The sequence below is a fragment of the Arthrobacter sp. Y3221114 genome (genome assembly GCF_059092625.1).
In genome coordinates this window covers 47,764-73,498 of record NZ_JBNHHW010000003.1, presented here as the reverse complement: position 1 = coordinate 73,498, position 25,735 = coordinate 47,764, and the positions used below count along the sequence as shown (strand labels likewise).

Below are 25,735 nucleotides of genomic sequence, written 5' to 3'. Positions count from 1 at the left end.
CATCAGCAGCCCGAGCGTGCGGCGTCATGCAGCACGCGCGGGTGCCGGTCGTTCCGGCAACAGGGCCACTCTAGTCTCGATTGAGGACAAGAGCTGTCCGGTATGAGCCCCGGGGTGGTGCCGGAAAACCTGCGTCGTGCCGCGGCCGTGGCCCGGCTCTGGGCAAACGGCGGGCCGCCCGGCATGATGGACTCCCGGGCTCCGGAGCCGAGGAGCCGCCGTTGGGGAGGAGCCGGCATGCCGTTCAATGCAGCCGAGGAGTTGCTCGAGCAGCTGACCTGGCATTGGGACGCCCAGGCCCGGCCACGGCTGGAGGGACTCACCGACGAAGAATACTTCTGGGAGCCGGCCGAGGGCTGCTGGAACGTGCGCCACCGCGGCACGAGTACCGCACCGATGGCGGTGGGCGCCGGTGATTTCACGATCGACTTCGCGCTTTCGGAGCCGGTGCCGCCGCCGGTGACCACTGCCGCCTGGCGGCTGGGCCACATTCTGGTGGGCGTGCTGGGCAGCCGGAACGCCTCGCACTTCGGCGGTCCGCCGGTCTTCTACGAATCGTTCGACTATCCGGGCACGGCGTCAGGGGCGTTGGAGCTGCTGGACGAATACTACGCGCGCTGGATTGCGGGGGTCCGTGCGCTCGGCGAGGAGGGGCTGGCGCTGCCCTGTGGGCCCGCCGAGGGCCCTTACGCCGATCGCTCCATGGGGACGCTGGTGCTGCACATCAATCGGGAAATGATTCATCACTTGGCCGAGATCGCACTGTTGCGCGACCTCTTCGCCCACCGCCAGTAGCCCGGGCCCGGGCGGACCCGCGGGGCCAGGTTCGGCCGGACGTGCCGGCCGGGGGAAGGCCCCGCAGGTCCCTCCGGGAGGCAGAGCGGGGGGTGCAGGCCCCGCAGGGCCCGCCGGGAGGGAGCCCGTAGGTGCGGACAGGTCCCGCAGGTCCTCCCGGAGGGTCCCGTGGGCGGGTCAGGCCAGTCGGGCGAGGTCGGTGTAGGCGCGGCTCGGGGTGGAGCCTGCCGTCCAGTCGGCCTGCGAGCGTTCCGGCGGGGTGATGCCCCGTCCGTCACGGAAGATCAGCCGGAGGGTTCCGGTGATGACGAGGAGTGCCAGGGCGGTGATCAGGAGGAGTTCCATGCCTCCATGGTGGTCCTGCCGCCGCCAAAAAAAGAGTGGCAGAAACGACCATAAAGCATAAAAAACTGCCATACTGGAGGCATGTTGAAAAAGGTGGCCCTGATAGTGCTTCCGGGAGCGGCCCCGTTCGAATTCGGGGTGGTCTGCGAGGTCTTCGGCATCGACCGGTCCGACCGCGGGACTGGCGTCCCGGCGTTCGACTTCCGGATCTGCACTCCTGAGCCGGGGACTGTCGGTACCAAGCTGGGGTTCTCCCTGAACGTCCCGCTCGGACTGGATGCCGCCGCCGACGCAGACCTGGTGGTGGTGGCACCGTACCAGCGCATGGACCAACCCCCCGAGGCACTTTTGCAGGCCCTGCAGGCCGCACATGCCCGCGGCGCCTGGGTGTTGTCCGTGTGCTCTGCGGCCTTCGTGCTGGCCGAAGCGGGGCTGCTGGACGGCCGGCGCGCCACCACGCACTGGCAGTACTCACACCAACTGGCTGCCGAATATCCCCGGGTCGACGTCGACGAAAACGTGCTTTACGTGGAAGACGACCGCATCATCACCAGCGCCGGCACGGCCGCGGGAATCGACGCCTGCCTGCACCTGGTCCGGACCGAACTCGGGGCATCCGTGGCGACGGCCATCGCCAGGGACATGGTGGTGCCGCCGCACCGGGCCGGAGGGCAGGCGCAATATATTGACCGGCCCATGTCGCTGGCCGGCTGCCACACCCTTAAAGACCTGCTGGCGTGGCTCACTGAAAACCTGGCCCAGGAGGTTAGCGTTGCCCAGCTGGCCGCCCGGGTGCATATGTCCGAGCGCACCTTCGCCCGGCGGTTCCGGGCCGAGACCGGCGCGACGCCGGCCGCCTGGATCAACGCCCAGCGGGTGCTGCGCGCGCAGGAGCTGCTGGAGGAATCGGACCTGAACGTCGAAGAGATTGCCCGGATCACCGGGTTTGGGCAGGCGGTGCTGCTGCGCCACCATTTCGCCAAGGCCGTTGGCGTGAGCCCTGCCTCCTACCGCCGCACCTTCCGTGGCAGCGGCGCCACCGCCGGCGCGCGGCAGCCGGCAGGCAGTGCGGCCGGCTAGGAGCTGGTTCTCCCCCCGGCGACCGGGGGAGTGGCCTTGTTCCGCGGCCGGTGTGCATGCACAATCATAAGTGTGCTTAGTAGTCCGGCGGGCGGTGCGCGGCGGACGACCACGGCGCATCGAGTCGCCGGGTGCGCGCACCCGAAGCGAATTAAGGAGAACCGGTGATGAGTTCAGCTGCAGAAGGGGCCAGGAGCCCGAAGCAACGACGCAATGAAGTGGTAGCGGCGGAGAGGCGCCAATTCGGCGGCATCAAGTGGGGTTCGGCATTCTTCGGCTGGCTCGCGGCTACCGGGATCGGGGTCATCCTGACGGCGCTGGTAGCCGCCATCGGCACGGCAGTCGGGATCGCCGAGAGCGCCGATCCCGCGCAGGTTGCCGATCAGGCGTCCCGGAACCTGGGGACGGTCGGAATAGTGGGCGGCATCATCCTGGCCGTCATCTTGTTCATCTCGTACTTCTGCGGCGGATACGTCGCCGGCCGGATGGCCCGCTTCGACGGGGTCAAGCAGGGGTTGGCCGTGTGGCTGTGGGCAATCGTGGTTGCCATTGTGCTGGCCATTCTCGGGCTGATCGCCGGCAGCCAGTTCAACGTCCTGAGTTCCCTGAACAGTTTCCCCCGCGTGCCCCTCGGCGAGGGGGAGCTGACGACCGGCGGCATCGTTTTTCTGGTCGTCGCGGCGCTGGTCTCGCTCGCCGGTGCGATTCTCGGCGGCAGGTCCGGAATGCATTTCCACCGCAAAGTGGACCAGGTGGGCGTCGACCGCCGCTTCGACGGGGCGGCCGACGGCGAGTGACGCTGGTCCGGCGTTGGCCGGCTGCCGTTAATGAGAGTTAACGAGAGAATCCCCGGCGGTTTCGCCGGGGATTCTCCCTTGTCCTGCGCTTCAGTGCCCTCGATAGGATTCGAACCTACGGCCTTCTGCTCCGGAGGCAGACGCTCTATCCCCTGAGCTACGAGGGCGCGGCACCGGCTGTTGGCCCGGTGCCCTGCGGGACCTATTGAGCTTATCAGTATCTGCGCCGCCAGAAGAAATGCGCCCGGACCGGCCGCGACGGCGACCCGGCGGGAAGCGGCCGGTCCGGCCGGCACGTCCGGCCGGCAAAGCCCGCCTGCGAGCCCGGTCACAGCCAGCCCGCCGAAAGCCGGGCGGATCAAGGGATTGCCCTATGCTTGTGGGGTGACTCCTGAAGAACTTTCCGCTGCCATTGCCGCCTGCCTGCAGGCCGCCGTCGACGCCGGCGACTTCGCCGTCGAAATGCCCAGCGAGGTCCGCGTGGAGCGCCCGAAGAACCGCGAGCACGGGGACTGGGCCACCAACATCGCCATGCAGCTGGGCAAGAAGGCCGGCATGAGCCCGCGCCAGTTCGCCGAAATCCTCAGCGCGCGGCTGGAGAAAATCGACGGCGTCAGCCGGGTGGACATCGCGGGACCCGGATTCCTGAACATCACCGTGGACGCCGCCGCCGCGGGAACGCTGGCCCGCAGCATCGTGGAGGCCGGGAGCGCCTTCGGCACCGCCAGCGACCTGGCCGGCCAGCGGATCAACCTCGAATTCGTCTCCGCCAACCCGACTGGTCCGATCCACCTGGGCGGGACCCGCTGGGCGGCACTGGGCGATGCCCTGGCCCGCATCCTGGCCGCGCAGGGCGCCGACGTCACGCGCGAGTACTACTTCAACGACCACGGGTCGCAGATCGACCGCTTCGCCCGCTCGCTGCTGGCGAAGGCAAAGGGCGAACCCGCCCCCGAGGATGGCTACGGCGGAGACTACATCGGCGACATTGCGCAGGCGGTCCTGCGGCAGAACCCGGATGCGCTGTCGGCGGCCGACCCGCAGGAAGAGTTCCGCAGCCGCGGCGTCGAACTGATGTTTGCCGCCATCAAGGAATCGCTGCATGAGTTCGGTGTGGACTTCGACGTCTACTTCCACGAAAATTCCCTGTTCGAGGACGGTGCGGTCGAAAAGCTGCTGCAGCAGCTCAAAACCTCGGGCAGCCTCTATTTCCAGGACGGCGCCTGGTGGTTGAGGTCCACCGACTTCGGCGATGACAAGGACCGCGTCGTCATCAAGTCCGACGGCAACGCCGCGTACATCGCCGGCGACATCGCGTACTTCAAGAACAAGCGGGACCGCGGCTTTGACCTGTGCATCTACATGCTCGGCGCCGACCACCACGGCTACGTCGCCCGGCTGAAAGCCGCCGCGGCTGCCATCGGCGACGACGCCGACCGGGTGGAAGTGCTGATCGGCCAGATGGTCAACCTGGTCAAGGACGGCAAGCCCATGCGGATGTCGAAGCGGGCCGGCACGGTGGTGACCATGGAGGACCTGGTCGATGCGGTGGGCGTGGATGCCGCCCGCTATGCCCTCACCCGTTCGCACGCCGATTCCAACATCGACATCGACCTGGACCTGCTGGTTAAGCACAGCAACGACAACCCGGTCTTTTACGTGCAGTACGCCCATGCGCGCACCTGCGCCGTCGCGCGCAACGCGGCCTCTTCCGGCGTGGACCGCAGCGCGTTCAATGCATCGCTGCTGGACCACGCCACGGAGAACGAACTGCTGGCGGTGCTCGGGGCCTACCCGTCGGTGGTCGCCACGGCCGCGAAGCTGCGCGAACCGCACCGCATCGCCCGGCACCTGGAAGTCATCGCCGGCGCGTACCACCGCTGGTACGACGCCTGCCGGGTGACGCCGATCGGCGACGGCGAAGTCACCGACACGCACCGTACCCGTTTGTGGTTGAACGCCGCTGTGACCCAGGTCCTGGCCAACGGCCTCGGCCTGCTGGGCGTCAGCGCGCCGGAGAGGATGTAATGCCCGCAGCACACGAAACCGCCGCCGCCTCTCCGCTGGCTCCGGACTGGCTCACCTGCCCGCAGGACGTCAACCGGCTCGACGCCAAGCTCTGGGCCCGGGACGTGTCCCGCGGCGCGGCGGGCGAACTGGAAATCTCAGGCCTCGGCGTCGCCCGGCTCAAGGAACAGTTCGGCACGCCGCTGTTCGTGGTGTCCGAGGACGACTTCCGGGCACGCGCGCGCGAGTTCAAGCAGGCCTTCGACGAGGCTTTCAGCACGCTCTGCGGCGGCGTGGATGTGTACTACGCCGGCAAGGCGTTCCTCAGCGTGGAAATCGCCCGCTGGGTGGCGCAAGAGGGGCTGAGGCTGGACACCTGCAGCGGCGGCGAGCTGGCCGTGGCCGCCCGGGCCGGCATCCCGGGGGAGGACCTGGGCCTGCACGGCAACAACAAGTCGGACGCCGAGCTCCACCGCGCGCTGGACATGGGGCTGGGCCGCATCGTGGTGGACAGCCTGGACGAACTGGCACGCCTCGGAGCCATCGCCGCGGCCCGCGGCGAGATGGCCAACGTGATGCTGCGGCTGACCCCCGGCGTGCACGCGCACACCCACGAGTTCATCGCCACGGCGCACGAAGACCAGAAATTCGGCCTCTCGATGGCCAGCGCGGACGACGGCGCGGGGCGCGACGCCGGTGCGCAGCCCCGGTCGGCCGGCTCGCCGGCCGCGCAGGCCGTGGCGGCGGCGCTGGCGCACGAGTCCATCAACCTGCTGGGCCTGCACTGCCATATCGGATCGCAGATCTTCGAACCGGAAGGCTTCGCGCTGGCGGCCGAACGGCTGCTCACGTTCGTGGCCGAGGTCAAGCAGGTCCACGGCGTGGAACTGCACGAACTGGACCTGGGCGGCGGTTACGGCATCGCCTACACCGAGGCCGACGCCCCCCGCCCGCCGGCCGAACTCGCCCAGGCGATGGCCGCCGTCGTGCGGTCCGTCACCGAGCGGCTGGGCATCCGGGTGCCGCGGATCTCGATCGAACCGGGCCGGGCAATCGCCGGGCCCAGCACGTTCACGCTGTACTCGGCCGGCACCCGCAAGACCGTCCAGGTGGACGTGGACGGCGGCGGCAGCAGCCCGCGGCGGTACGTGTCCGTGGACGGGGGCATGAGCGACAACGCCCGCCCCGTGCTCTATGACGCCGACTATTCCGCCGCGCTGGCCTCGCGTGTGACGGACGCGGCCCCGATTATTTCCCGCGTGGTTGGTAAACACTGCGAGAGCGGTGACATTGTAGTCAGGAACGTTTACCTGCCCGAGGACATCGAGGCAGGGGACCTGCTGGCCGTGCCGGCGACCGGGGCCTATTGCTGGGCGCTCTCCAGCAACTACAACTACGTCGCCCGGCCACCTGTGGTTGCCGTGCGCGGCGGCGAGGCGCGGTTGATCATCCGAGGCGAAACCGAAGCCGACCTGCTGGCCCGCGACCTGGGCTGACCGCCGGTCGGGCAGCAGCCAATGCGAGTGAACAAAAGACTGAGAGTTTGGGCAGCATGAAAACGCTGAAGGTAGCACTGTTGGGATGCGGGAACGTCGGCGCCCAGGTGGCCCGCATCCTGATTGACGACGCCGATGTGCTCGCCGCACGCACCGGCGCGCGGCTGGAACTAACCGGCATCGCGGTGCGCAATGCCGCGGCCAAACGGGCGGTGGAACTGCCCGCCGAGCTGTTCACCACCGACGCCGCGACGCTGGTCAAGGACGCCGACATCGTGATCGAACTGCTGGGCGGCCTGGAACCGGCCCGGACGCTCATCCGCACCGCGATCGCCAACGGGGCCGCCGTCGTCACCGGCAACAAGGCCCTGCTGGCCGCCGACGGACAGGAGCTGTACGCGCAGGCCGACGACGCCGGCGTCGAGCTCTCCTTTGAGGCGGCCGTGGCCGGGGCCATCCCGATCCTGCGGCCCATCCGCGAGTCGCTGGCGGGGGACCGCGTCACCAAGGTGATGGGCATCGTCAACGGGACCACCAACTACATCCTGGACCAGATGGATTCCACCGGCGCCCAGTTTGCCGAGGCGCTGGCCGCCGCGCAGGAGCTCGGCTACGCCGAAGCCGACCCCACCGCCGACATCGAAGGCCATGACGCCGCCGCCAAGGGCGCCATCCTGGCCGGGCTGGCCTTCCACACCGCGGTCGACCTGGCCGACGTCCAGTGCCAGGGCATCAGCTCCGTCTCCGCGGACGACATCGCCGCGGCCCGGGACGCCGGCTACGTGATCAAGCTGCTGGCGATCGCCGAGCGGCTGCGCGGCGCCGACGGCCGCGAGGGCGTGTCCGTGCGCGTCCACCCGACCCTGCTGCCGCGCCAACACCCGCTGGCCGCCGTGCACGGAGCGTTCAACGCCGTCTTCGTGGAAGCGGAAAACGCCGGCGAACTGATGTTCTACGGCCAGGGTGCCGGCGGTGCGCCGACCGCCTCGGCCGTGGTCGGCGACGTGGTCAGCGCCGCCCGGCGCATGGTCGGCGGCGGCCCGGGCCGGACCGAGACGGCGACGGTGGACCTGCCCGCCGTCGGGCTCGACTCGGTCAGGACCAGCTACTACATCGGCCTGGACGTGGCCGACCGGCCCGGTGTGCTGGCCCAGATTGCCGGCGTCTTCGCCGAGCACGGGGTCTCCATCGAGACCATGCGCCAGACCATCCACACCGAAGGCCCCCTGGATGCCGCCCACGACGGCGGCCAGGTGACCGCCGAACTGCGCTTCGTCACCCACCGGGCCTCCGAGGCGTCGCTGGCCGCAACGGTCGAAGCCGTGCGCGGGCTCGACATCGTCAACGCTGTTACCTCTGTCCTGCGAGTAGAAGGAATCTAAGTGGCCCACCAATGGCGCGGCGTCATCCGTGAATACGCGGACCGGCTGCCGGTAACGGAGCAGACCGAGATCATCACCCTCGGCGAAGGCGGCACCCCGCTGGTGCAGGCCAAGGCCCTCTCCGAACTGACCGGCTCCGAGGTCTACCTCAAGGTGGAGGGGATGAACCCCACCGGCTCCTTCAAGGACCGCGGCATGACCATGGCCATCACCGCGGCCGTGGAGGCCGGCGCCAAGGCGGTGGTCTGCGCGTCCACCGGCAACACCTCCGCCTCCGCTGCCGCCTATGCCACCCAGGCCGGGCTGAAGTGCGCGGTGCTGGTGCCGGCCGGCAAGATCGCCATGGGCAAGATGAGCCAGGCGATCGCGCACGGCGCCGAGATCATCCAGATCAACGGCAACTTCGACAACTGCCTGGAGGTGGCCCGCAAGCTCTCCGAGGCCTACCCGGTGTTCCTGGTCAACTCGGTGAACCCGGCACGCATCCAGGGCCAGAAGACGGCGGCCTTCGAGACCGTCGACTATCTGGGCGACGCCCCGGACATCCACGTGATGCCGGTGGGCAACGCGGGCAACATCACCGCGTACTGGAAGGGGTACCAGGAGTACGCGGCGCCGTACGAATCGGCCGTTGCCGGCATGCTCCCGCCGGTCGCCACCAAGACCCCCACGCTGTGGGGCTTCCAGGCCGCCGGCGCGGCGCCGCTGGTGCTGGGACACCCGGTGACCGAACCGGAAACCATCGCCACCGCCATCCGGATCGGCAATCCGGCCTCCTGGGACACCGCCGTCGCCGCACGCGACGAGTCCGGCGGGCTGATCGACTCGGTGACCGACGACGAGATCCTGGCCGCGCACCGCTGGCTCTCCTCCCGGGAAGGCGTCTTCGTGGAGCCGGGCTCTGCGGCGGGCGTTGCCGGCGTGCTCAAGAAGCACGCGGCCGGCGAGGTGCCCGCGGGCAAGACCATCGTCATCACGGTCACCGGCCACGGGCTGAAGGACCCGCAGTGGGCGCTGCAGACCCAGGACGGCAGCGAGGTGGCGCCGGTCAAGGTGGACTTCGACGTGGTCAGCGTGGCCAGCGCCCTTGGTCTTGAGTAGCAGCACCTTGCCGGGGGAGGACACCGCGGTGGCCGGCCGCATCGCGCCCGGACAGCGCGTCACGGTGCGGGTGCCGGCCACCAGCGCCAACCTGGGCCCCGGCTTCGACAGCCTGGGCCTGGCGCTGGCGTACTTTGACACCGTCACCGTGGAATCGACCGACGACGGCGTCTTCCACGCGTCCGTGACCGGCGAAGGCGCGGCGAACCTGCCCTCCGACGAAAGCCACCTGATTATCCGCACCCTGCGCAGCACGCTGCGCGAAGCGGGGTACGACGTCGGCGGGCTGCGTCTTCAGGCCCGGAACCTCATTCCGCACGGCCGCGGCATGGGTTCCTCGGCCGCCGCCGTCGTGTCCGCCGTGCTGCTGGCCGACGCCCTGCTCCCGGAGCGCGAACGGCTGGGGGCGGACAAAATCCTGCAGGTTTGCTCGGCGCTGGAGGGCCACCCCGACAACGTGGCTCCGGCCCTGGGCGGACAGTTGGCCATCTCCTGGGAAGAGGACGGCGTGTTCTCCAGCACGTGCGTGCCGATCTGCCCGGACATCGTTCCGGTGCTGGCGATCCCGGCCTATGAGCTGTCCACGGAAACCGCGCGCAACCTGCTGCCCGAGTCCGTGCCGCACCACGTTGCCGCCGCCAATTCCGGCCGCGCCGCGCTGCTGGTCCACGCGCTGACCCGCGATCCGTCCCTGCTCAGGGCCGGAACCGAAGACTGGCTGCACCAGCGGCACCGGGCGCCGGCCATGGAACCCAGCGCCGCGCTCATCGCGGCGTTGCGCAGCCAGGGCCACGCCGCCGTCGTCTCCGGTGCCGGACCCACCGTGATGACACTCGCAGCGGACGAGGCCGAAGCGGCGCAGGTCCAGCGGGCCATCGCCGCGCACCTCGAACGCAGCGACATGCCGGGAAACTGGCGTGTGCTGAAACTGGCAGTGGACACAGATGGTGCTAAAGTGGAAGTGCACCCCCGGGATTAACCGGCGAGGACACCTGCCGGATGCTCCGGATCAAGCAAGCCGAGTAGCCGTTTGGGCAGGATCCCCGTTCCAGGTGCAGCCTTTCAGGAGCCTTCCGCGGCACTCAACGGCGTTGCTGCCGGCCATCGGCCGGACAGGACCTCACTCGTTCCATCCGGACGGCTTGTTTCAAGGTTTTCATCTCTGATCACCCGGACTTGTTTCGGCATGACGCCGCAGGCAATACCGGACCCAGCCGGGCTTCTCATGCATCGGCCGGGTGGCAAACAACGCGGTGCGCTTCATATGCACACCGCCCGACGAGGGGGAAGGATCCTTCGTGACCGAAACCACTGACCTGACCGCAGGTGTGGAAACAATAGACTCTCCTGCACCGAAGAGTGCAGGCCTTGCCGGCCTGAAGCTGGCCCAACTGCAGGTGCTGGCGGGGCAGCTCGGCATCACCGGCGGCTCGCGGATGCGCAAGGGCGACCTGGTCGCCGCGATTTCCGACCACCAGCGCGGCTCTTCCGTGGCCGACCGGACGGCCAAGAAGGCCGACCAGCCGGTGCGCACCGAAGCGCCGGCGGCGGCCAAGGAAGAGACCGCCGGCCCGGCCGGCGACGGCGCAACCGGCGGCACGCCCGGTGGCGACCTGACCAAGGCGGCGGAGCGGGTCGCCCGCACCCGCAACCGCAACCGCCGCGCCAGCAGCGACGGCACCGTGGCTTCCGCCAACGGGGAAGCAACGGCCGCCGCCACCGAAGCGCCCGCCGAAGCTCCGGCCCAGGCCCCCGCCCAGGCCCCCGCTGCGGACAACGCTCCGGCCGACGGCGAAGGACGCCCGGAGCGCCGCAGCCGCGGACGCAACCGCCGTTCCGAGTCCAGCCAGCAGGACACGCCCGAGACCAAGGCCGACGCCCCGCAGGAAGCCGCCGAGGGCAAGCCGGCCGAGGGCAGGCAGGACGAGAAGAAGGACGGCCAGGACGGCTCCGGCCAGCAGCAGGCCGGCCGCGGCGACGGCCAGTCGGATCGCCGCAACCGCAACCGCAACCGCAACGAAGCCGACCGCGACACCCGGGACAACCGCGACACCCGGGAGCGCGACACCCGCGACACCCGCGACACCCGCCAGGATGACGGCGACGAGGGCGGCCGCGGCCGCAACCGCAACCGCCGCAACCGCCGCGACAACGACAGCAACAACACCCGCTACCGCGACCGCAACGAGCGGCGCCGCGGCCGCGACCGCGGTCCGGAGGTCGACGACACCGAGATTTCCGACGACGACGTGCTGCTGCCCGTCGCCGGCATCCTGGACGTGCTGGAGAACTACGCCTTCGTGCGCACCTCCGGCTACCTGCCCGGACCGAACGACGTGTACGTCTCGCTGGCCCAGGTCAAGAAGCACAACCTGCGCAAGGGCGACGCCGTCGTCGGTGCCATCCGCGCTCCGCGTGACGGCGATTCCGGCGGCCAGAGCAGCCGGCAGAAGTTCAACGCGCTGGTCAAGCTCACCTCCGTCAACGGCAAGCCGGTGGAGGAGAACAAGGACCGCGTGGACTTCACCAAGCTGGTTCCGCTGTACCCGTCCGAGCGACTGCGCCTGGAGACCGAGCCGAAGAAGATCGGCCCCCGCGTTATCGACCTGGTGGCTCCGATCGGCAAGGGCCAGCGCGGCCTGATCGTCTCCCCGCCGAAGGCCGGCAAGACGTTGATCCTGCAGTCCATCGCCAACGCGATCACCACCAACAACCCCGAGGTCCACCTCATGATGGTGCTGGTCGATGAGCGGCCCGAAGAAGTCACCGACATGCAGCGCACGGTCAAGGGCGAGGTCATCGCCTCGACCTTCGACCGCCCCGCCGATGACCACACCACCGTGGCCGAACTGGCCATCGAGCGCGCCAAGCGCCTGGTGGAGATGGGCATGGACGTGGTCGTCCTGCTGGACTCGATGACCCGCCTGGGCCGCGCCTACAACCTGGCCGCCCCGGCCTCGGGCCGCATCCTCTCCGGCGGCGTGGACTCGTCGGCGCTGTACCCGCCGAAGCGCTTCTTTGGCGCCGCCCGGAACATTGAAAACGGCGGCTCCCTGACCATCCTCGCCACCGCGCTGGTGGAGACCGGGTCCAAGATGGACGAGGTCATCTTCGAGGAGTTCAAGGGCACCGGCAACATGGAACTGCGCCTGTCCCGCTCGCTGGCAGACAAGCGCATCTTCCCGGCCGTCGACGTCAACGCCTCGGGCACCCGGCGCGAGGAGAACCTGCTCTCGCCCGAAGAGGTCAAGATCATGTGGCGCCTGCGCCGCGTCCTTTCCGGACTGGACACCCAGCAGGCGCTGGAACTGCTCACGGGCAAGATCCGGGAGACGCAGTCCAACGTCGAGTTCCTGATGCAGGTCCAGAAGACGACGCTCGGCTCGAAGTCCGAAAACGACAAGTAGCTGCCCCAGCCGCCCACATGTGCCGGCCCCGCCTCTGTGCGCGGGCCGGCGTGTGCTGGGCGGCTTGTCGTTTAAGGGCGCATCGCCCGCACCCCCGCCATTGCTATCTAGACTTGTTGTGAGTCGAAAGAGGTTTGAAGATGTTTGAGTCCGTTCAGGGGCTTCTTGACGAGCACGCCGCGCTCCAGAAGGAATTGAGCGACCCCGCCGTCTATGCCGACCAGGCGCGCGCGCGGAAGCTGGGGCGGCGGTCAGCGGAGCTGAACGGCATCGTCGAAGCGCACAAGCGCTGGTCGCACCTGTCAGACGATCTCGAAGCGGCACGCGAGCTCGCCGACGAGGATCCCGAACTGGCGGCCGAGGTGCCCGGGCTCGAAGCCGAACTCGAAATCGCCCAGGAACGGCTCCGCCGCCTGTTGATCCCGCGCGATCCGGACGACGCCCGCAACGTGATCATCGAGGTCAAGGGCGGCGAAGGGGGCGACGAGGCGGCCCTGTTCGCCGGCGACCTGCTCCGGATGTACATGCGCTACGCCGAGTCCCGCGGCTGGAAGACCGAGATCATCTCCGCGACCGAGTCCGATCTGGGCGGTTACAAGGACGTGCAGATGGCCATCAAGGGCAGCTCCAACGACCCGGCCGAAGGCGTGTGGGCCCGGCTCAAGTTCGAGGGCGGCGTGCACCGCGTCCAGCGCGTTCCGGTGACCGAATCGCAGGGCCGCATCCACACCTCCGCCGCCGGCGTCCTGGTGCTTCCCGAAGTGGACGAGCCGGAAGAGATCGACCTCAGCCCGAACGACCTGAAGGTCGATGTCTACCGCTCCTCCGGGCCCGGCGGCCAGTCCGTGAACACCACCGACTCGGCGGTGCGCATCACCCACCTGCCCACCGGCATCGTGGTCGCCATGCAGAACGAGAAGTCCCAGCTGCAGAACCGTGAGGCCGCCCTGCGCGTGCTCCGGGCGCGGCTGTTGGCCCACCAGCAGGAGCAGATCGACGCGGCGAACTCCGAGACCCGCAAGTCGCAGATCCGCACGATGGACCGCTCCGAGCGCATCCGCACCTACAACTTCCCGGAGAACCGGATCGCGGACCACCGCACCGGCTACAAGGCCTACAACCTGGACGCGGTGATGAGCGGCGAGTTGGAACCGGTGATCCAGTCCGCCATCCAGATGGACGAGGAACACCGGCTGGCCGCCCTCGGCGAGGAAAACTAGCCAGCAGTGCCCGCCACGAACCTGGCCGAGGCCTTGTCCGCCGCCACCGCGCGGTTGGCCGAGGCCGGCGTCCCCTCGCCGCGGGTCGACGCCGAACTGCTCGCCGCCCACCTGCTGGGGGTTTCGCCGGGGCGTGTCCGCGCGCTGGCGCTGATGGGAGCGGAAGCTCCGCCCGGGCTCGAGGACCTGGTGGCCGAGCGCGCCACCCGCATCCCGCTGCAGCACATCACGGGCCGGGCCTATTTCCGGCATCTCGAACTGCAGGTGGGACCGGGCGTGTTCGTCCCGCGGCCGGAAACCGAAACCGTCGCCCAGCACGCGATCGACCGCGCGCGGGCTTTGGCCGCGGCCAAAGTGGTGGACCTGGGCACCGGCTCCGGCGCGATCGCCGCCGCCGTGGCGAGCGAAGTTCCCACGGCCACCGTCTACGCGGTGGAACTGAGTGCCCTGGCCCACGCCTGGGCCGAACGGAACCTGGCGCCGCTGGGCGTTACCCTCCTGCGGGAGGACCTGCGCACGGCGCTGTCCGCGCACGACGGAACCTTCGACGTCGTCGTCTCCAATCCGCCGTACATCCCCGCCGAAGCGGTCCCGCGCGAGCCCGAAGTGGCCGACCACGACCCGCAGATGGCGCTCTACGGCGGGGGAGCGGACGGCATGGAACTGCCGGCGGCCACGGCGGCCTCGGCCGCGCGGCTGCTGAAGCCGGGCGGCCACTTCATCATGGAGCATGCCGAAGTCCAGGCCGCCGCCGTGCTGTCCCTCCTGCGCTCGGCCGGATGCTGGCAGCAGGTGGCCACCCAGTACGATCTGACCGGACGCGAGCGGGCCACGTCGGCTCAACGGTTATGAGAATGGAACAATGAGACTGTGAGCACTACGTATAACTGCGACGACGCCGCAGACCGCAGCGAGGGACTGGCGGCGGCACAGGCCGCCATCGCCGACCGGCAGTGTGTTGTCATGCCTACCGATACCGTCTACGGGATCGCCGCCGACGCGTTCTCGCCGCAGGCCGTGGCCACGCTGCTGGCCGCCAAGGGACGCGGGCGCAAAATGCCCCCGCCCGTGCTGGTGCCGCGGCCGCAGACCATGGACGGGCTGGCCGCTGACGTGAGTGACGAGGCCCGGGCCCTCGCCGACACCTTCTGGCCCGGCGGGCTGACCCTGATTTTCCGCGCGCAGCCGTCGCTGACCTGGGACCTGGGCGAAACCAAGGGCACCGTTGCCCTGCGCATGCCCAATGACGAACTGGCGCTGGAACTGCTGGCAGCCACCGGGCCGCTGGCCGTTTCCTCCGCGAACCGCACCGGCCAGCCGTCGGCGCAGACGGCCGCGCAGGCCCTGGAGCAGTTGGCCGAGTCCGTGGACGTCTACCTGGAAGACGGCTTTCGGCCTGTCGGGGGGACGACGGCGGTGCCCTCCACCATCGTTGACTGCACTTCCGCCACGCTGCGGGTAGTGCGCGAAGGCACCATCAGCCTGGAGACATTGCGAACCGTCGTGCCGGGCATCCTGGGCCTGGGGGAGACGGCAGAGGCATGAGCCGCGATTCCGCTCTTCCCCGCGGCAAGACCGCCAGCAGCGACCGTGCCCTGTGGCTCTGGTCGCAGATCCTGCTGGACTCCCTGGCCTGGGTCCTGGCCATCGTCCTGGCCGTCTTCCTGCGCTACGAGATGACGCTGAGCCTGACCAAGGTCCCGGGCATCATCCTGCTCTGCGCGGTGGCCATCGCGGCCCAAATGGCCGTCGGGTCCGCCTTCGCGCTCTATAAGGGGCGCTACAGTTTCGGCAGCTTCCACGAGGCCAAGCTGCTGGTCATGGTGACCATCTCGGTGTCGTTGATCCTGAGCGTCGGACTGCTGCTGTTCGGCATCTCGCTGGGGATCGCGCGCGGCACCGGCCTGATCGCCTTCCCCTTCGCCTGCCTGTTCATGGCCGCCGTCCGCTACCTGAAGCGGATGTACGTGGAAAGCAAAGCCAAGCCGGGCGACGAGGCCGAGCGGACGCTGATCTACGGCGCCGGGTTCGTCGGCAACAACATCGTGACCCGGATGAGCAACGACCCGGCCTCGCCGTGGCTGCCGGTGGGGCTGATCGACGACGATCCGGCCAAGAAGCACCTGCGCATCGCCTCCGTCCCGGTCCTGGGCCGGATGGAGGACCTGCCGGAGATCGCGCACCGCACCGGGGCGACCGTGCTGCTGGTGGCGATCGCGGACATCGACTCCGCGCGGATGCGACAGATCTCCGACAGCATCGCGGGCCGGAACATGCGGGTGCTGGTGGTACCGCCGCTGAAGGAGATGCTCACCGGACGGCAGGACTTCTCCTTCCGCGAGGTGGACATCGAGGACCTCATCGGGCGGCAGCCGGTGGACATCCACGTCGAAGAGATTGCCCACTACGTCACCGGCAAGCGGGTGCTCGTCACGGGCGCCGGCGGGTCCATCGGTTCCGAGCTGTGCCGCCAGATCCACGCGTTCCAGCCGGCCGAGCTGATCATGCTGGACCGCGACGAGACCGGGCTGCAGGGCACGCAGATCTCGATCACCGGCAAGGGCCTGCTCACGGGCAGGGACACCGTGCTGGCCGACATCCGCGACCCCGCCGCCCTCGAGGCCATCTTCCTGGACCGCAAGCCGGAAGTCGTGTTCCATGCTGCGGCGCTCAAGCACGTGTCGTTGCTGGAGCAGTATCCGGAGGAGGCGTGGAAGACCAACGTGCTCGGTTCGCTGAACGTGCTGCGCGCCGCCCGCGCCGCGCACGTGGCGACCTTCGTCAACATCTCCACCGACAAGGCCGCCAACCCCACCACCGTGCTGGGCCATTCCAAGCGCGTGGCGGAAAAGCTGACGGCCTGGGTGGCGCAGGAAACCGGGCAGAAGTATGTCTCCGTCCGGTTCGGCAACGTGCTGGGCAGCCGCGGCTCGGTGCTGCCGCTGTTCAGCGAGCAGATCCGCAAGGGCGGTCCGGTCACGGTCACCGACGCCGCGGCCACGAGGTTCTTCATGACGATTCCGGAAGCCTGCCAGCTGGTGATCCAGGCCGGCGCCATTGGCAGCGGCGGGGAAGTGCTGATCCTCGACATGGGCGAACCGGTGAAAATCCTGGACGTCGCCGAGCGGATGATCGCGATGTCGGGCAAGGACGTGGAAATTGTCTTCACCGGCCTGCGCCCCGGCGAGAAGCTGCACGAGGACTTGATCGGGGAGGGCGAAAGCGATTCCCGGCCGCTGCACCCCAAAATTTCGCACGCCTCCATCGAGGGGCTGGACCCGGACCGGATGAGCCTGGCCGAGTGGAAGAGCCGGCAGGACCTGGTCGCGGCCTCGACGGGCGCGATGGACGTGGTCCCGGCGGCAGCGGCCGCCGATGACGAACTCGAGGCCGGACTCAAGGCCGACGGGCGGGAGCGGGCGTCGTGACCGCAGCCGTGGTGGCCGTTGCCGCGGCCCTTCTGCTCAGCCTGTTGCTGCCGGTCGCGCTGATCCCGATGCTTAAGCGGCTCGGCGTACTCGACGTGCCGAACGAGCGGTCCTCGCACACCCGCGTCGTAGTCCGCGGGGTGGGCATTACCGTGGCGGCCGGGCTGCTGGCCGGGCTGCTGATCGCGGCGCTGGGGGGTGCCGCCGACGCGCCGCGGCTGCTGCTCGCCGTCGCCGGGGTGTCCGCCGCCGCCGCGCTGTTGGGCTGGATCGAAGACTTCCGGGGACTGTCCATCCGCGGACGGGCCGCGCTGCAACTGGGCATCGGAGCCGGCGGCACCGCGCTGGCCATTGGACTCACCGGCCAGACCTGGTGGTGGCTGCCGCTGGGCGCCCTGGCCCTGGCGGCCTACATCAACATCGCCAACTTCATGGACGGCATCAACGGGATTTCCGGGTTGCACGGCCTGGCTGTCGGACTGATGTTCGCCGCTACCGGGGCCGTCACCGGCCACGGCTGGCTCGTGGTCGGCGGGACCGTGGTGGCGGCCGCGTTTGTGGCGTTCCTGCCGTGGAACCTGGGCCGCGGGAACGTCTTTCTGGGCGACGTCGGCAGCTACCTGCTGGGGGCGAGCCTGACCATGCTGGGCATCACCGCCTTTTTGGACGGCGTGCCAGCGGAGTACCTGCTGGGACCGGTGGCCATCTACCTGGCCGACACCCTCGCCACGCTGCTGCGCCGGATCAGCGCGGGGGAGCGGTGGTACGCGCCCCACCGCCAGCACGCCTACCAGCGGCTGACGGACGTGGGCTTCAGCCACGTGCAGTCGGCGCTGCTGGTCACCGGCTGTTCCTTGCTGACCGGCTTCTGCGGTTACCTGGCGGCCGAATCGGTCCTCGCGGGCAAGGCGGCAGCCATCGCCGCGTGCGCCGCCGTCGTCGTTTTCTACCTGCGCGCGCCGGTGCTCTTCAGCCGCCGCTCTTCAAACGCCGCAAGACCGCCGGCGTAACAGCCGGGCCCGACTCGTCGGCAAGTTCTATCTCATGTAGAATAAACCCGGCCGTTCCGGCCCCCACAGCGATCGAAAACGGACTTCCAATGCGCGCTTCCCGCCACGACGGCTACCCCGCCGCTGGCGCAGCTGTCGCTGCATCCGGTCCCACGCGGTCGCCGTGGTTGAAGATCCTGCGGTCCGCCCTGGTCGCCGGCGGCGCAACCGCCGTGCTGATCATCGTGATGTCGACGCTGGCCGCGGGTGCGGCCGGTGCGCTGAGTGCCCTGCTCGGCGCGGCGCTGGTCGTGCTGTTCTTCGCCATCAGCCTGCTGGTGGGCCATTTTGTGGGACGGTCGAATCCTTCCGGCGCCATCGGCGCCTTCATTGCCACCTACATCATCAAAGTGGTGGGTTTTGGGGCCGCGCTCTTCCTCATCGGCACCCCGATGTGGCTCGAGCGGACCTGGTTCTTCGTGGCGGCGGTGGCCACCGTGGTGGTCTGGCAGGCGGCAGAAGTGTTCGCCTTCTCGCGGACCCGCCACCAGTTGTACGCCGATCCCGAACCGGACCCGGCAGACAGCCGGCCGCACACGAAAGGGGAGACCGGACATGGCAGCTAAAGGCACTTCCGGCCCCGCGCGGAGCGGTTCCGGCGACGACTCCACCTACCAGGGCGGCAACACCGTCCTCACCTATATCCTTGGCGGGATCATCGCCTGGGGTTTGATAGGCTGGGGTTTGGACTATCTGTTGGATACCCGCTGGCTGATTTTCGCCGGTGCCGTTCTGGGCGCTGGAGGCGGATATTATCTGGCCCGCAAACACAACCTCACGCGCGGCGCCCGGCGCCGCCATGAGGACGGCGCGGGGGACCACACCTAAATGTCAGAAAACTTCATATGGTGGCCTGCCTCGATGGCGACCCACCCTGAAACGCCCAAAGATGGACACTGCAGAGAGGAAACGCGTTGATCGCGCTTGCGCTTCCGGCGGCCGCTGATGAAGGTGGCTTCGTCCCACCGAGCCTCGAAGATATGCATCTACCGGAGGTTCTCCCGTGGATGGCCCCGTACGGTGAGGGTTTCGGCAAGCAGATGCTGCTGGTCCTGTTGTCCGTTGCACTGATTTCCTGGTTCTTTGTGGCGGCCTCCCGCCGCCGCCAGCTTGTCCCCGGCAAGCTGCAGCACCTGGGCGAGATGAGCTACAACTTTGTCCGCAACTCGGTGGGCAAGGACATCATCGGTGAGCGCGATTTCAAGCCGTTCGTCCCGCTGCTGATGGCACTGTTCTTCTTCATCCTGGTGAACAACCTCTTCGGCTCCATCCCGCTGCTGCAGCTGCCGACCCCGTCCCACGTGGGCACGGCCTACGCCCTGGCCGGCGTCGTCTATATCACCTGGATCGCGCTGGGCATCAAGAAGCACGGCATCGCCTACTTCAAGCTCGCCGTCGTTCCGTCCGGCGTGCCGAAGGCGATCCTCCCGCTGGTCGTCCTCATTGAGATCATCTCCACCTTCCTGGTCCGCCCGGTCACGCACAGCCTGCGTCTGTTCGCCACCATGCTGGCCGGCCACCTGATCATCATGCTGGCCGCCGCCGGATCCGAATTCCTGATCATGGATGCCGACTTCTGGCTCAAGCCGCTGGGCATCCTGACCCTCGCCGGCGGCGTGGGCATGTACTTCTTCGAAATCCTGATCCAGGTCCTGCAGGCGTACGTGTTCGTCCTGCTGACCGCGATCTACATCCAAGGCTCCCTGGCCGAGGAACACTAAATTTCCCCGCTGGGGAAGAACCTGAACCAACAACCTGCCCGCGTGGGCATCTTGAAAGGAAAATAATGGAAGGCAATATCAACCTCGTCGGTTACGGTCTCTCCGCTATCGGCGGTGCCATCGGTGTGGGCCTCGTGTTCGCTGCTTACATCAACGGCGTTGCCCGTCAGCCGGAGGCACAGCGCGTGCTGCAGCCGATCGCATTCCTGGGTCTCGCGCTGACTGAAGCTTTGGCCATTCTTGGTCTGGTGTTCGCGTTCGTCCTCTAACCAGGGCAACGCGGACCATCCACACCGAGTAGATAGGACGGGTGAGATATGAATCAGGCAATGATCCTCGCCGCCGCGGAGGGTGCCAACCCTCTGATCCCTAACATCTGGGAAATCGTCGTCACGCTGATCGGCTTCGCGATTCTCATGTACATCGTCGCCAAGTTCGTCGTTCCGGCGTTCGAGAAGACGTATGCGGAGCGCACCGAAGCCATCGAGGGCGGGATCGCCAAGGCGGAGGCCGCCCAGGCTGAAGCCAGCGCTGCGTTGGACGAGTACAAGCAGCAGCTGATGGACGCCCGCGCGGAAGCCAACCGCATCCGCGAGGACGCCCGCGCCGAAGGCGCCCAGATCCTGGCGGAGCTGAAGGAAAAGGCCCAGGCAGAGGCTGCACGCATCAGCGAGCAGGCCCAGGTCCAGATTGACGCAGAGCGTCAGGCAGCCGTGACATCGCTGCGCAGCGAAGTCGGCACCCTGGCCACCGAACTGGCCGGCAGGATTGTCGGCGAGTCGCTGAACGACGACGCACGCGCTGCCCGCGTCGTGGACCGCTTCCTCGCCGACCTTGAGTCTCAGAGTGCAGGTGCTGCTAAATAATGGCCGGTGTATCGAGCGAGTCACTGAAAGCGGCACAGCAGGAACTGGAGGCTAAGCTTCCCACCGCTTCGCTGTCCCTGGCAGAGGAACTCTTTGGGATCCTGGGCCTGCTGGACAGCAATGCCGGTCTGCGCCGTGCCCTGACCGATCCGGCGCGCGACAGCACGGAGAAGGCCGACATGTTCGGCCGCCTCCTCGAGGGTAAGGTCTCGGCTGATGCCCGGGCCATCGCGACCTCGTTGGCTGCCGCGCGTTGGGCCTCTGCGCGCGACATCGGGGACGCCTTGGAGACCTTGGCGGCCACCACGGCTGTCGCCGTTGCAGAGGGCCAGGGTGTTGACGGACTCGAAGGTCTGGAGAGGGACCTGTTCGCGTTCAACCGCATTGTCGGGTCGGACCACGACCTGCAGCGTGCCCTGCTTGAACCCCAGGCATCGGACGAAGCCAAGTCGGCGCTGGCACTGAAGCTGGTGCCGGCCGCGGGTCCCGTGGCACAGCTGCTGATCCGGCAGGCGGTGACCGCCCCGCGCGGCATCAAGCCCACGGCCCTGGTAGAGCGGTTCATCCAGTTGGTGGCCAAGCGCCAGCAGCGTTGGATCGCGGAGGTCAGCGTTACCCGTCCGCTGACCAGCGAACAGATGAGCCGCCTGCAGGCCGGGCTCAACCGGTTGTACGGCCGGGAGCTGCGGATCCACTTCAACGTAGATCCACGGCTGGTTGGCGGAGTGCGGGTCATGGTCGGGGATGAGGTCGTGGATGCGTCCGTGATCTCCCGCTTGGCCGAGCTCCGCCGGAGTCTCGCGGTTTAGTCTCCTCACGGAGACTGGGCCGGAAGCCTTACACAGACTGAAAAACACACCGGTCGTCGCGCACCACGCGATGATCATAAACACAGGAGAGCAGGGACTGCAGATGGCCGAATTGACCATCAACGCCGACGACGTCCGCAATGCGCTGAACGAGTTCGCGGCGTCCTATGAACCCGGAAGCGCCGAGCGGGTCGAAGTCGGCCACGTGACTACCGCCAGCGATGGCATCGCCCGTGTCGAGGGTCTTCCCTCGGCCATGGCGAACGAACTGCTGCGTTTCGAGAACGGCGTCCTGGGCCTGGCCCAGAACCTCGACACCCGCGAAATCGGCGTGGTGATCCTCGGTGAATTCACCGGCATCGAAGAAGGCATGGAAGTTCACCGCACCGGTGAGATCCTGTCCGTACCGGTCGGCGATGCCTTCCTCGGCCGTGTCGTGGACCCGCTGGGCCTTCCCATCGACGACAAGGGCCCGATCGAATCGCACGAGCGCCGCGCACTGGAGCTGCAGGCCCCGGGCGTTACCCAGCGCAAGTCCGTGCACGAGCCGCTGCAGACCGGCATGAAGGCCATCGACGCGATGATCCCGATCGGCCGCGGACAGCGCCAGCTGATCATTGGCGACCGCCAGACCGGCAAGACCGCCATCGCCGTCGACGCCATCTTGAACCAGAAGGCCAACTGGGAGTCCGGCGACGTCAACCGGCAGGTCCGCTGCATCTACGTGGCGATCGGCCAGAAGGCATCGACCATCGCCGCCGTCCGCCAGACCCTGGAGGACAAGGGTGCGCTGGAGTACACCACCATCGTGGCGTCCCCGGCGTCCGATCCCGCCGGTTTCAAGTACCTGGCGCCCTACGCCGGTTCGGCCATCGGCCAGCACTGGATGTACTCCGGCAAGCACGTCCTGATCATCTTTGATGATCTCTCGAAGCAGGCCGAAGCCTACCGCGCCGTGTCGCTGCTGCTGCGCCGCCCGCCGGGACGCGAAGCCTACCCGGGCGACGTGTTCTACCTGCACTCCCGCCTGCTGGAGCGTTGCGCCAAGCTCTCCGACGAGCTGGGCGCGGGTTCGATGACCGGCCTGCCGATCATCGAGACCAAGGCGAACGACGTCTCGGCCTACATCCCGACCAACGTCATCTCCATCACGGACGGCCAGATCTTCCTGCAGTCCGACCTGTTCAACGCCAACCAGCGTCCCGCCGTGGACGTCGGCGTGTCCGTCTCCCGCGTGGGCGGTGCGGCACAGGTCAAGGCCATGAAGAAGGTCTCCGGCACGCTGAAGCTGGACCTGGCCCAGTACCGGGACATGCAGGCGTTCGCCATGTTCGCCTCGGACCTCGATGCGGCGTCGCGCCAGCAGCTGACCCGCGGTGCCCGCCTCATGGAGCTGCTGAAGCAGGGCCAGTACACGCCTTACCCCGTGGAAAACCAGGTTGTGTCCATCTGGGCCGGCACCAACGGCTACCTGGACGATGTTCCGGTCGAGGACGTCACCCGTTTCGAGACCGAGTTCCTCTCGCACCTGCGGCACCGCAGCTCGGTGCTGACGACGATCGCCCAGACGAATCTGCTCGAGGATTCCACCGTGGACGAGTTGAAGTCGCAGATCGTGGACTTCAAGCAGGGCTTCTTCGGGGAGGGCGACAGCCGCTTGGTTGGCGCCGGCCACGAAGAGTACGACCCCCTGGCCGAAGACGAAGTCGCCCAGGAACAGATCGTCAAGCAGAAGCGCTAATTCATCTTCGTTGGCCGGGCGGAACCACTAACGGTTCCGTCCGGCCGCCGAGGACGAGGAAAGGAAGAGTATGGGAGCCCAGATTCGGGTCTACCGCCAGAAGATCGCATCGACTTCGTCGCTGCGGAAGATCTTCAAGGCGATGGAGCTGATCGCCGCCTCACGCATTGGCAAGGCCCGCAGCCGCGTCGCGGCCTCGTTGCCGTACGCCAATGCGATCACCCGTGCCGTTTCTGCCGTGGCCTCGCAGTCCGAGATCGACCATCCGCTGACCACCGAGCCGGAGCAGATCCGCAGGGCCGCCGTGCTCGTGCTGACCTCCGACCGCGGTCTGGCTGGATCGTACTCCGCGTCGGTGCTGAAGCAGGCCCAGTCCCTGACCGAGCTGCTTCATGGAGAGGGCAAGGAAGTCCGCCACTACCTGGTCGGCCGCAAGGCACAGGCCTACTTCGACTTCCGGAACATTGAGTACCAGGAGGTCTGGACGGGCGGAACGGACGCTCCGGAGTTCGCGACCGCCCGCGAGATCGGCGAGGCACTGCTCTCCGACTTCAACACGGCGTACGAGGAAGGTGGCGTAGACGAGCTCCATATCGTCTACACCCGCTTCAAGTCCATGGTTACCCAGGAGCCTGCGGTCATCCGACTGCTGCCGCTGGAAGTCGTGGAAGAAGAGGCCACCGCAGAGACCGATCTGCTGCCGCTGTACGAGTACGAGCCGGAGCCCGAGCAGGTCCTGGACGCACTGCTGCCGCGCTACATCGAGTCGCGTATCTTTGCCGCCCTGCTCCAGGCCGCTGCCAGCGAGCTGGCCGCACGCCAGCGCGCGATGAAGTCGGCCAGCGACAATGCCACGGACCTGATCGAGAAGTACACCCGGCTGCGCAACAACGCGCGCCAGGCAGAGATTACGCAGGAACTCACCGAGATTGTCGGTGGCGCGGACGCCCTGGCGGCGTCCTGAGAAGTCCCTGCAGCAACAGCACACATAACCACGCCATCGAAACTGAGAAGTGAGAAAGATGACTGCCCAAACCATCGAGCACGGAACCGGTTCCGTCGCTACGGGCGCTACCGGCCGTATCGCCCGTGTCATCGGCCCGGTTGTCGACGTCGAATTTCCGGCGGACGCAATCCCCGCAATGTACAACGCCCTCACCGCTGAGGTCACCCTCAACGGCGAGACCCGCACCATTACCTTCGAGACCTCGCAGCACCTGGGCGACAACCTGGTCCGCGCGATCTCGCTGCAGGCCACCGACGGCCTGGTCCGCGGCACCACGGTCCAGGACCTTGGCTCCCCGATCACCGTGCCCGTGGGCGACGGCGTCAAGGGCCACATCTTCAACGTCCTGGGCGAGCCGCTGGACGTCGAAGCATCCCAGCTGGAAATCACCGAGCGCTGGCCGATCCACCGCAAGGCACCGAACTTCGCCGAGCTGGAAGGCTCCACCGAGATGCTGGAGACCGGCATCAAGGTGATCGACCTGCTGACCCCCTACATCAAGGGCGGCAAGATCGGCCTCTTCGGCGGCGCCGGCGTGGGCAAGACCGTGCTGATCCAGGAAATGATTACCCGTGTGGCCCGCAACTTCGGCGGTACTTCGGTGTTCGCCGGCGTCGGCGAGCGTACCCGCGAGGGCAACGACCTCTGGGTGGAAATGGAAGAAGCCGGCGTGCTCAAGGACACCGCCCTGGTGTTCGGCCAGATGGACGAGCCGCCGGGAACGCGACTGCGCGTGGCCCTGTCCGCCCTGACCATGGCGGAGTACTTCCGCGATGTGCAGAAGCAGGACGTGCTGCTGTTCATCGACAACATCTTCCGCTTCACGCAGGCCGGTTCCGAGGTTTCCACACTGCTGGGCCGCATGCCCTCGGCCGTGGGCTACCAGCCGAACCTGGCCGACGAGATGGGCGTGCTGCAGGAACGCATCACCTCCACCAAGGGCCACTCGATCACCTCGATGCAGGCGATCTACGTCCCCGCGGATGACTACACCGACCCGGCTCCGGCGACGACCTTCGCCCACTTGGACGCGACCACGGAACTGTCCCGTGAAATCGCCTCCCGTGGCCTGTACCCGGCTGTGGATCCGCTGACCTCGACCTCGCGCATCCTGGATCCGCAGTACATCGGGCAGGACCACTACAACACCGCGGTCCGCGTGAAGCAGATCCTGCAGAAGAACAAGGAACTGCAGGACATCATTGCCATCCTCGGCATTGACGAACTGGGCGAAGAGGACAAGATCGTCGTCGCCCGTGCCCGCCGCATCCAGCAGTTCCTGTCGCAGAACACCTACACCGCCAAGCAGTTCACCGGCGTCGAGGGTTCCACGGTCTCCATCAAGGACACCGTGGAAGGCTTCCGGGCCATCTGCGACGGCGAGCTCGACCACATCGCCGAGCAGGCCTTCTTCAACGTGGGCGGACTGGACGACGTGGAGCGCCAGTGGGCCAAGATCCAGGAACAGACCGGGAAGTAAGGCCT

General features: G+C 67.9%; 23 protein-coding genes, 1 tRNA gene and 1 pseudogene. 23 read left to right on the top strand and 2 right to left on the bottom strand.

The window, feature by feature from the left end:
• The first annotated feature begins 237 nt into the window (after nucleotides 1–237).
• Nucleotides 238–795 carry a DinB family protein gene (locus AC5RV3_RS07325; RefSeq protein ID WP_494113417.1) on the top strand — a complete coding sequence of 186 codons (558 nt, stop codon included), beginning with the start codon at nucleotides 238–240 and terminating at the stop codon, nucleotides 793–795.
• Between the two features lie 177 nt (nucleotides 796–972).
• On the opposite strand, the gene AC5RV3_RS07320 is transcribed toward AC5RV3_RS07325, so the two are convergent.
• A complete protein-coding gene (locus AC5RV3_RS07320) occupies nucleotides 973–1,140 on the bottom strand; it encodes a hypothetical protein (protein WP_494113418.1) in 168 nt (55 codons plus the stop codon).
• 81 nt (nucleotides 1,141–1,221) lie between these two features.
• Here AC5RV3_RS07320 and AC5RV3_RS07315 point away from each other — a divergent pair, with 81 nt between their 5' ends.
• The gene (locus AC5RV3_RS07315; protein WP_494121555.1) at nucleotides 1,222–2,220 is read left to right on the top strand and encodes a GlxA family transcriptional regulator; all 999 of its coding nucleotides are present in this window, start codon (nucleotides 1,222–1,224) and stop codon (nucleotides 2,218–2,220) included.
• A gap of 167 nt (nucleotides 2,221–2,387) precedes the next feature.
• Nucleotides 2,388–3,017, top strand: a complete 630-nt coding sequence (locus AC5RV3_RS07310; RefSeq protein ID WP_494113420.1) for a hypothetical protein — start codon at nucleotides 2,388–2,390, stop codon at nucleotides 3,015–3,017.
• A 94-nt stretch (nucleotides 3,018–3,111) separates the two neighbouring features.
• Here AC5RV3_RS07310 and AC5RV3_RS07305 read toward each other — a convergent pair.
• Nucleotides 3,112–3,184: transfer RNA gene (locus AC5RV3_RS07305), tRNA-Arg, on the bottom strand.
• Nucleotides 3,185–3,401: 217 nt separating this feature from the next.
• On the opposite strand from AC5RV3_RS07305, the gene argS reads away from it, so the two are divergent.
• The 20 genes and pseudogenes from argS to atpD all read left to right on the top strand — a co-directional run bounded on the left by argS (nucleotide 3,402) and on the right by atpD (nucleotide 25,730).
• The gene (gene argS, locus AC5RV3_RS07300) at nucleotides 3,402–5,045 is read left to right on the top strand and encodes an arginine--tRNA ligase (protein WP_493989237.1); all 1,644 of its coding nucleotides are present in this window, start codon (nucleotides 3,402–3,404) and stop codon (nucleotides 5,043–5,045) included.
• Nucleotides 5,045–6,520 carry a diaminopimelate decarboxylase gene (gene lysA / locus AC5RV3_RS07295; protein WP_494121554.1) on the top strand — a complete coding sequence of 492 codons (1,476 nt, stop codon included), beginning with the start codon at nucleotides 5,045–5,047 and terminating at the stop codon, nucleotides 6,518–6,520. The genes argS and lysA overlap by 1 nt, the downstream gene beginning before the upstream one ends.
• 56 nt (nucleotides 6,521–6,576) lie before the next feature.
• Entirely contained in the window at nucleotides 6,577–7,902 is a 1,326-nt protein-coding gene (locus AC5RV3_RS07290) for a homoserine dehydrogenase (RefSeq protein WP_494121926.1), read from the top strand.
• Nucleotides 7,903–9,003, top strand: coding sequence for a threonine synthase (thrC, locus tag AC5RV3_RS07285; RefSeq protein WP_494113423.1), 1,101 nt, complete (start codon nucleotides 7,903–7,905; stop codon nucleotides 9,001–9,003).
• The gene (thrB, locus tag AC5RV3_RS07280) at nucleotides 8,996–9,982 is read left to right on the top strand and encodes a homoserine kinase (RefSeq protein ID WP_494121553.1); all 987 of its coding nucleotides are present in this window, start codon (nucleotides 8,996–8,998) and stop codon (nucleotides 9,980–9,982) included. Before thrC ends, thrB begins: the two co-directional genes overlap by 8 nt.
• A 319-nt stretch (nucleotides 9,983–10,301) precedes the next feature.
• Nucleotides 10,302–12,410: a transcription termination factor Rho gene (rho, locus tag AC5RV3_RS07275; RefSeq protein ID WP_494121552.1), complete on the top strand. Its 2,109-nt coding sequence runs from the start codon at nucleotides 10,302–10,304 to the stop codon at nucleotides 12,408–12,410.
• A gap of 140 nt (nucleotides 12,411–12,550) precedes the next feature.
• Nucleotides 12,551–13,630 carry a peptide chain release factor 1 gene (prfA, locus tag AC5RV3_RS07270; RefSeq protein WP_494113426.1) on the top strand — a complete coding sequence of 360 codons (1,080 nt, stop codon included), beginning with the start codon at nucleotides 12,551–12,553 and terminating at the stop codon, nucleotides 13,628–13,630.
• A gap of 6 nt (nucleotides 13,631–13,636) precedes the next feature.
• The gene (prmC, locus tag AC5RV3_RS07265; RefSeq protein WP_494121551.1) at nucleotides 13,637–14,482 is read left to right on the top strand and encodes a peptide chain release factor N(5)-glutamine methyltransferase; all 846 of its coding nucleotides are present in this window, start codon (nucleotides 13,637–13,639) and stop codon (nucleotides 14,480–14,482) included.
• Nucleotides 14,483–14,500: 18 nt separating this feature from the next.
• A pseudogene (locus AC5RV3_RS07260) lies at nucleotides 14,501–15,160 on the top strand (L-threonylcarbamoyladenylate synthase); the annotation flags it as partial.
• An 11-nt stretch (nucleotides 15,161–15,171) separates the two neighbouring features.
• Nucleotides 15,172–17,058 carry a polysaccharide biosynthesis protein gene (locus tag AC5RV3_RS07255; RefSeq protein WP_494121550.1) on the top strand — a complete coding sequence of 629 codons (1,887 nt, stop codon included), beginning with the start codon at nucleotides 15,172–15,174 and terminating at the stop codon, nucleotides 17,056–17,058.
• Entirely contained in the window at nucleotides 17,055–18,068 is a 1,014-nt protein-coding gene (locus AC5RV3_RS07250; RefSeq protein WP_494121549.1) for an MraY family glycosyltransferase, read from the top strand. Before AC5RV3_RS07255 ends, AC5RV3_RS07250 begins: the two co-directional genes overlap by 4 nt.
• 89 nt (nucleotides 18,069–18,157) lie before the next feature.
• Entirely contained in the window at nucleotides 18,158–18,673 is a 516-nt protein-coding gene (locus AC5RV3_RS07245) for a Cg1360 family ATP-synthase-associated protein (protein WP_494121548.1), read from the top strand.
• A complete protein-coding gene (locus AC5RV3_RS07240; RefSeq protein ID WP_493989248.1) occupies nucleotides 18,663–18,935 on the top strand; it encodes a hypothetical protein in 273 nt (90 codons plus the stop codon). Before AC5RV3_RS07245 ends, AC5RV3_RS07240 begins: the two co-directional genes overlap by 11 nt.
• An 86-nt stretch (nucleotides 18,936–19,021) precedes the next feature.
• Complete coding sequence (gene atpB / locus AC5RV3_RS07235) at nucleotides 19,022–19,828, top strand: F0F1 ATP synthase subunit A (protein ID WP_494113431.1); 807 nt, start codon at nucleotides 19,022–19,024, stop codon at nucleotides 19,826–19,828.
• Nucleotides 19,829–19,893: 65 nt separating this feature from the next.
• Nucleotides 19,894–20,097, top strand: a complete 204-nt coding sequence (atpE, locus tag AC5RV3_RS07230; RefSeq protein WP_074701684.1) for an ATP synthase F0 subunit C — start codon at nucleotides 19,894–19,896, stop codon at nucleotides 20,095–20,097.
• Nucleotides 20,098–20,145: 48 nt separating this feature from the next.
• Nucleotides 20,146–20,694 carry a F0F1 ATP synthase subunit B gene (locus tag AC5RV3_RS07225; protein ID WP_493979718.1) on the top strand — a complete coding sequence of 183 codons (549 nt, stop codon included), beginning with the start codon at nucleotides 20,146–20,148 and terminating at the stop codon, nucleotides 20,692–20,694.
• Nucleotides 20,694–21,503 carry a F0F1 ATP synthase subunit delta gene (locus tag AC5RV3_RS07220; RefSeq protein WP_493979719.1) on the top strand — a complete coding sequence of 270 codons (810 nt, stop codon included), beginning with the start codon at nucleotides 20,694–20,696 and terminating at the stop codon, nucleotides 21,501–21,503. Before AC5RV3_RS07225 ends, AC5RV3_RS07220 begins: the two co-directional genes overlap by 1 nt.
• A 103-nt stretch (nucleotides 21,504–21,606) precedes the next feature.
• Nucleotides 21,607–23,244, top strand: a complete 1,638-nt coding sequence (gene atpA / locus AC5RV3_RS07215) for a F0F1 ATP synthase subunit alpha (protein ID WP_494000121.1) — start codon at nucleotides 21,607–21,609, stop codon at nucleotides 23,242–23,244.
• A 70-nt stretch (nucleotides 23,245–23,314) separates the two neighbouring features.
• Nucleotides 23,315–24,208 (top strand): F0F1 ATP synthase subunit gamma, encoded by an 894-nt coding sequence (locus AC5RV3_RS07210; protein WP_494113432.1) that lies wholly within the window; start codon nucleotides 23,315–23,317, stop codon nucleotides 24,206–24,208.
• A 58-nt stretch (nucleotides 24,209–24,266) separates the two neighbouring features.
• Complete coding sequence (atpD, locus tag AC5RV3_RS07205) at nucleotides 24,267–25,730, top strand: F0F1 ATP synthase subunit beta (RefSeq protein WP_493979722.1); 1,464 nt, start codon at nucleotides 24,267–24,269, stop codon at nucleotides 25,728–25,730.
• The last annotated feature ends 5 nt before the right edge of the window (nucleotides 25,731–25,735 follow it).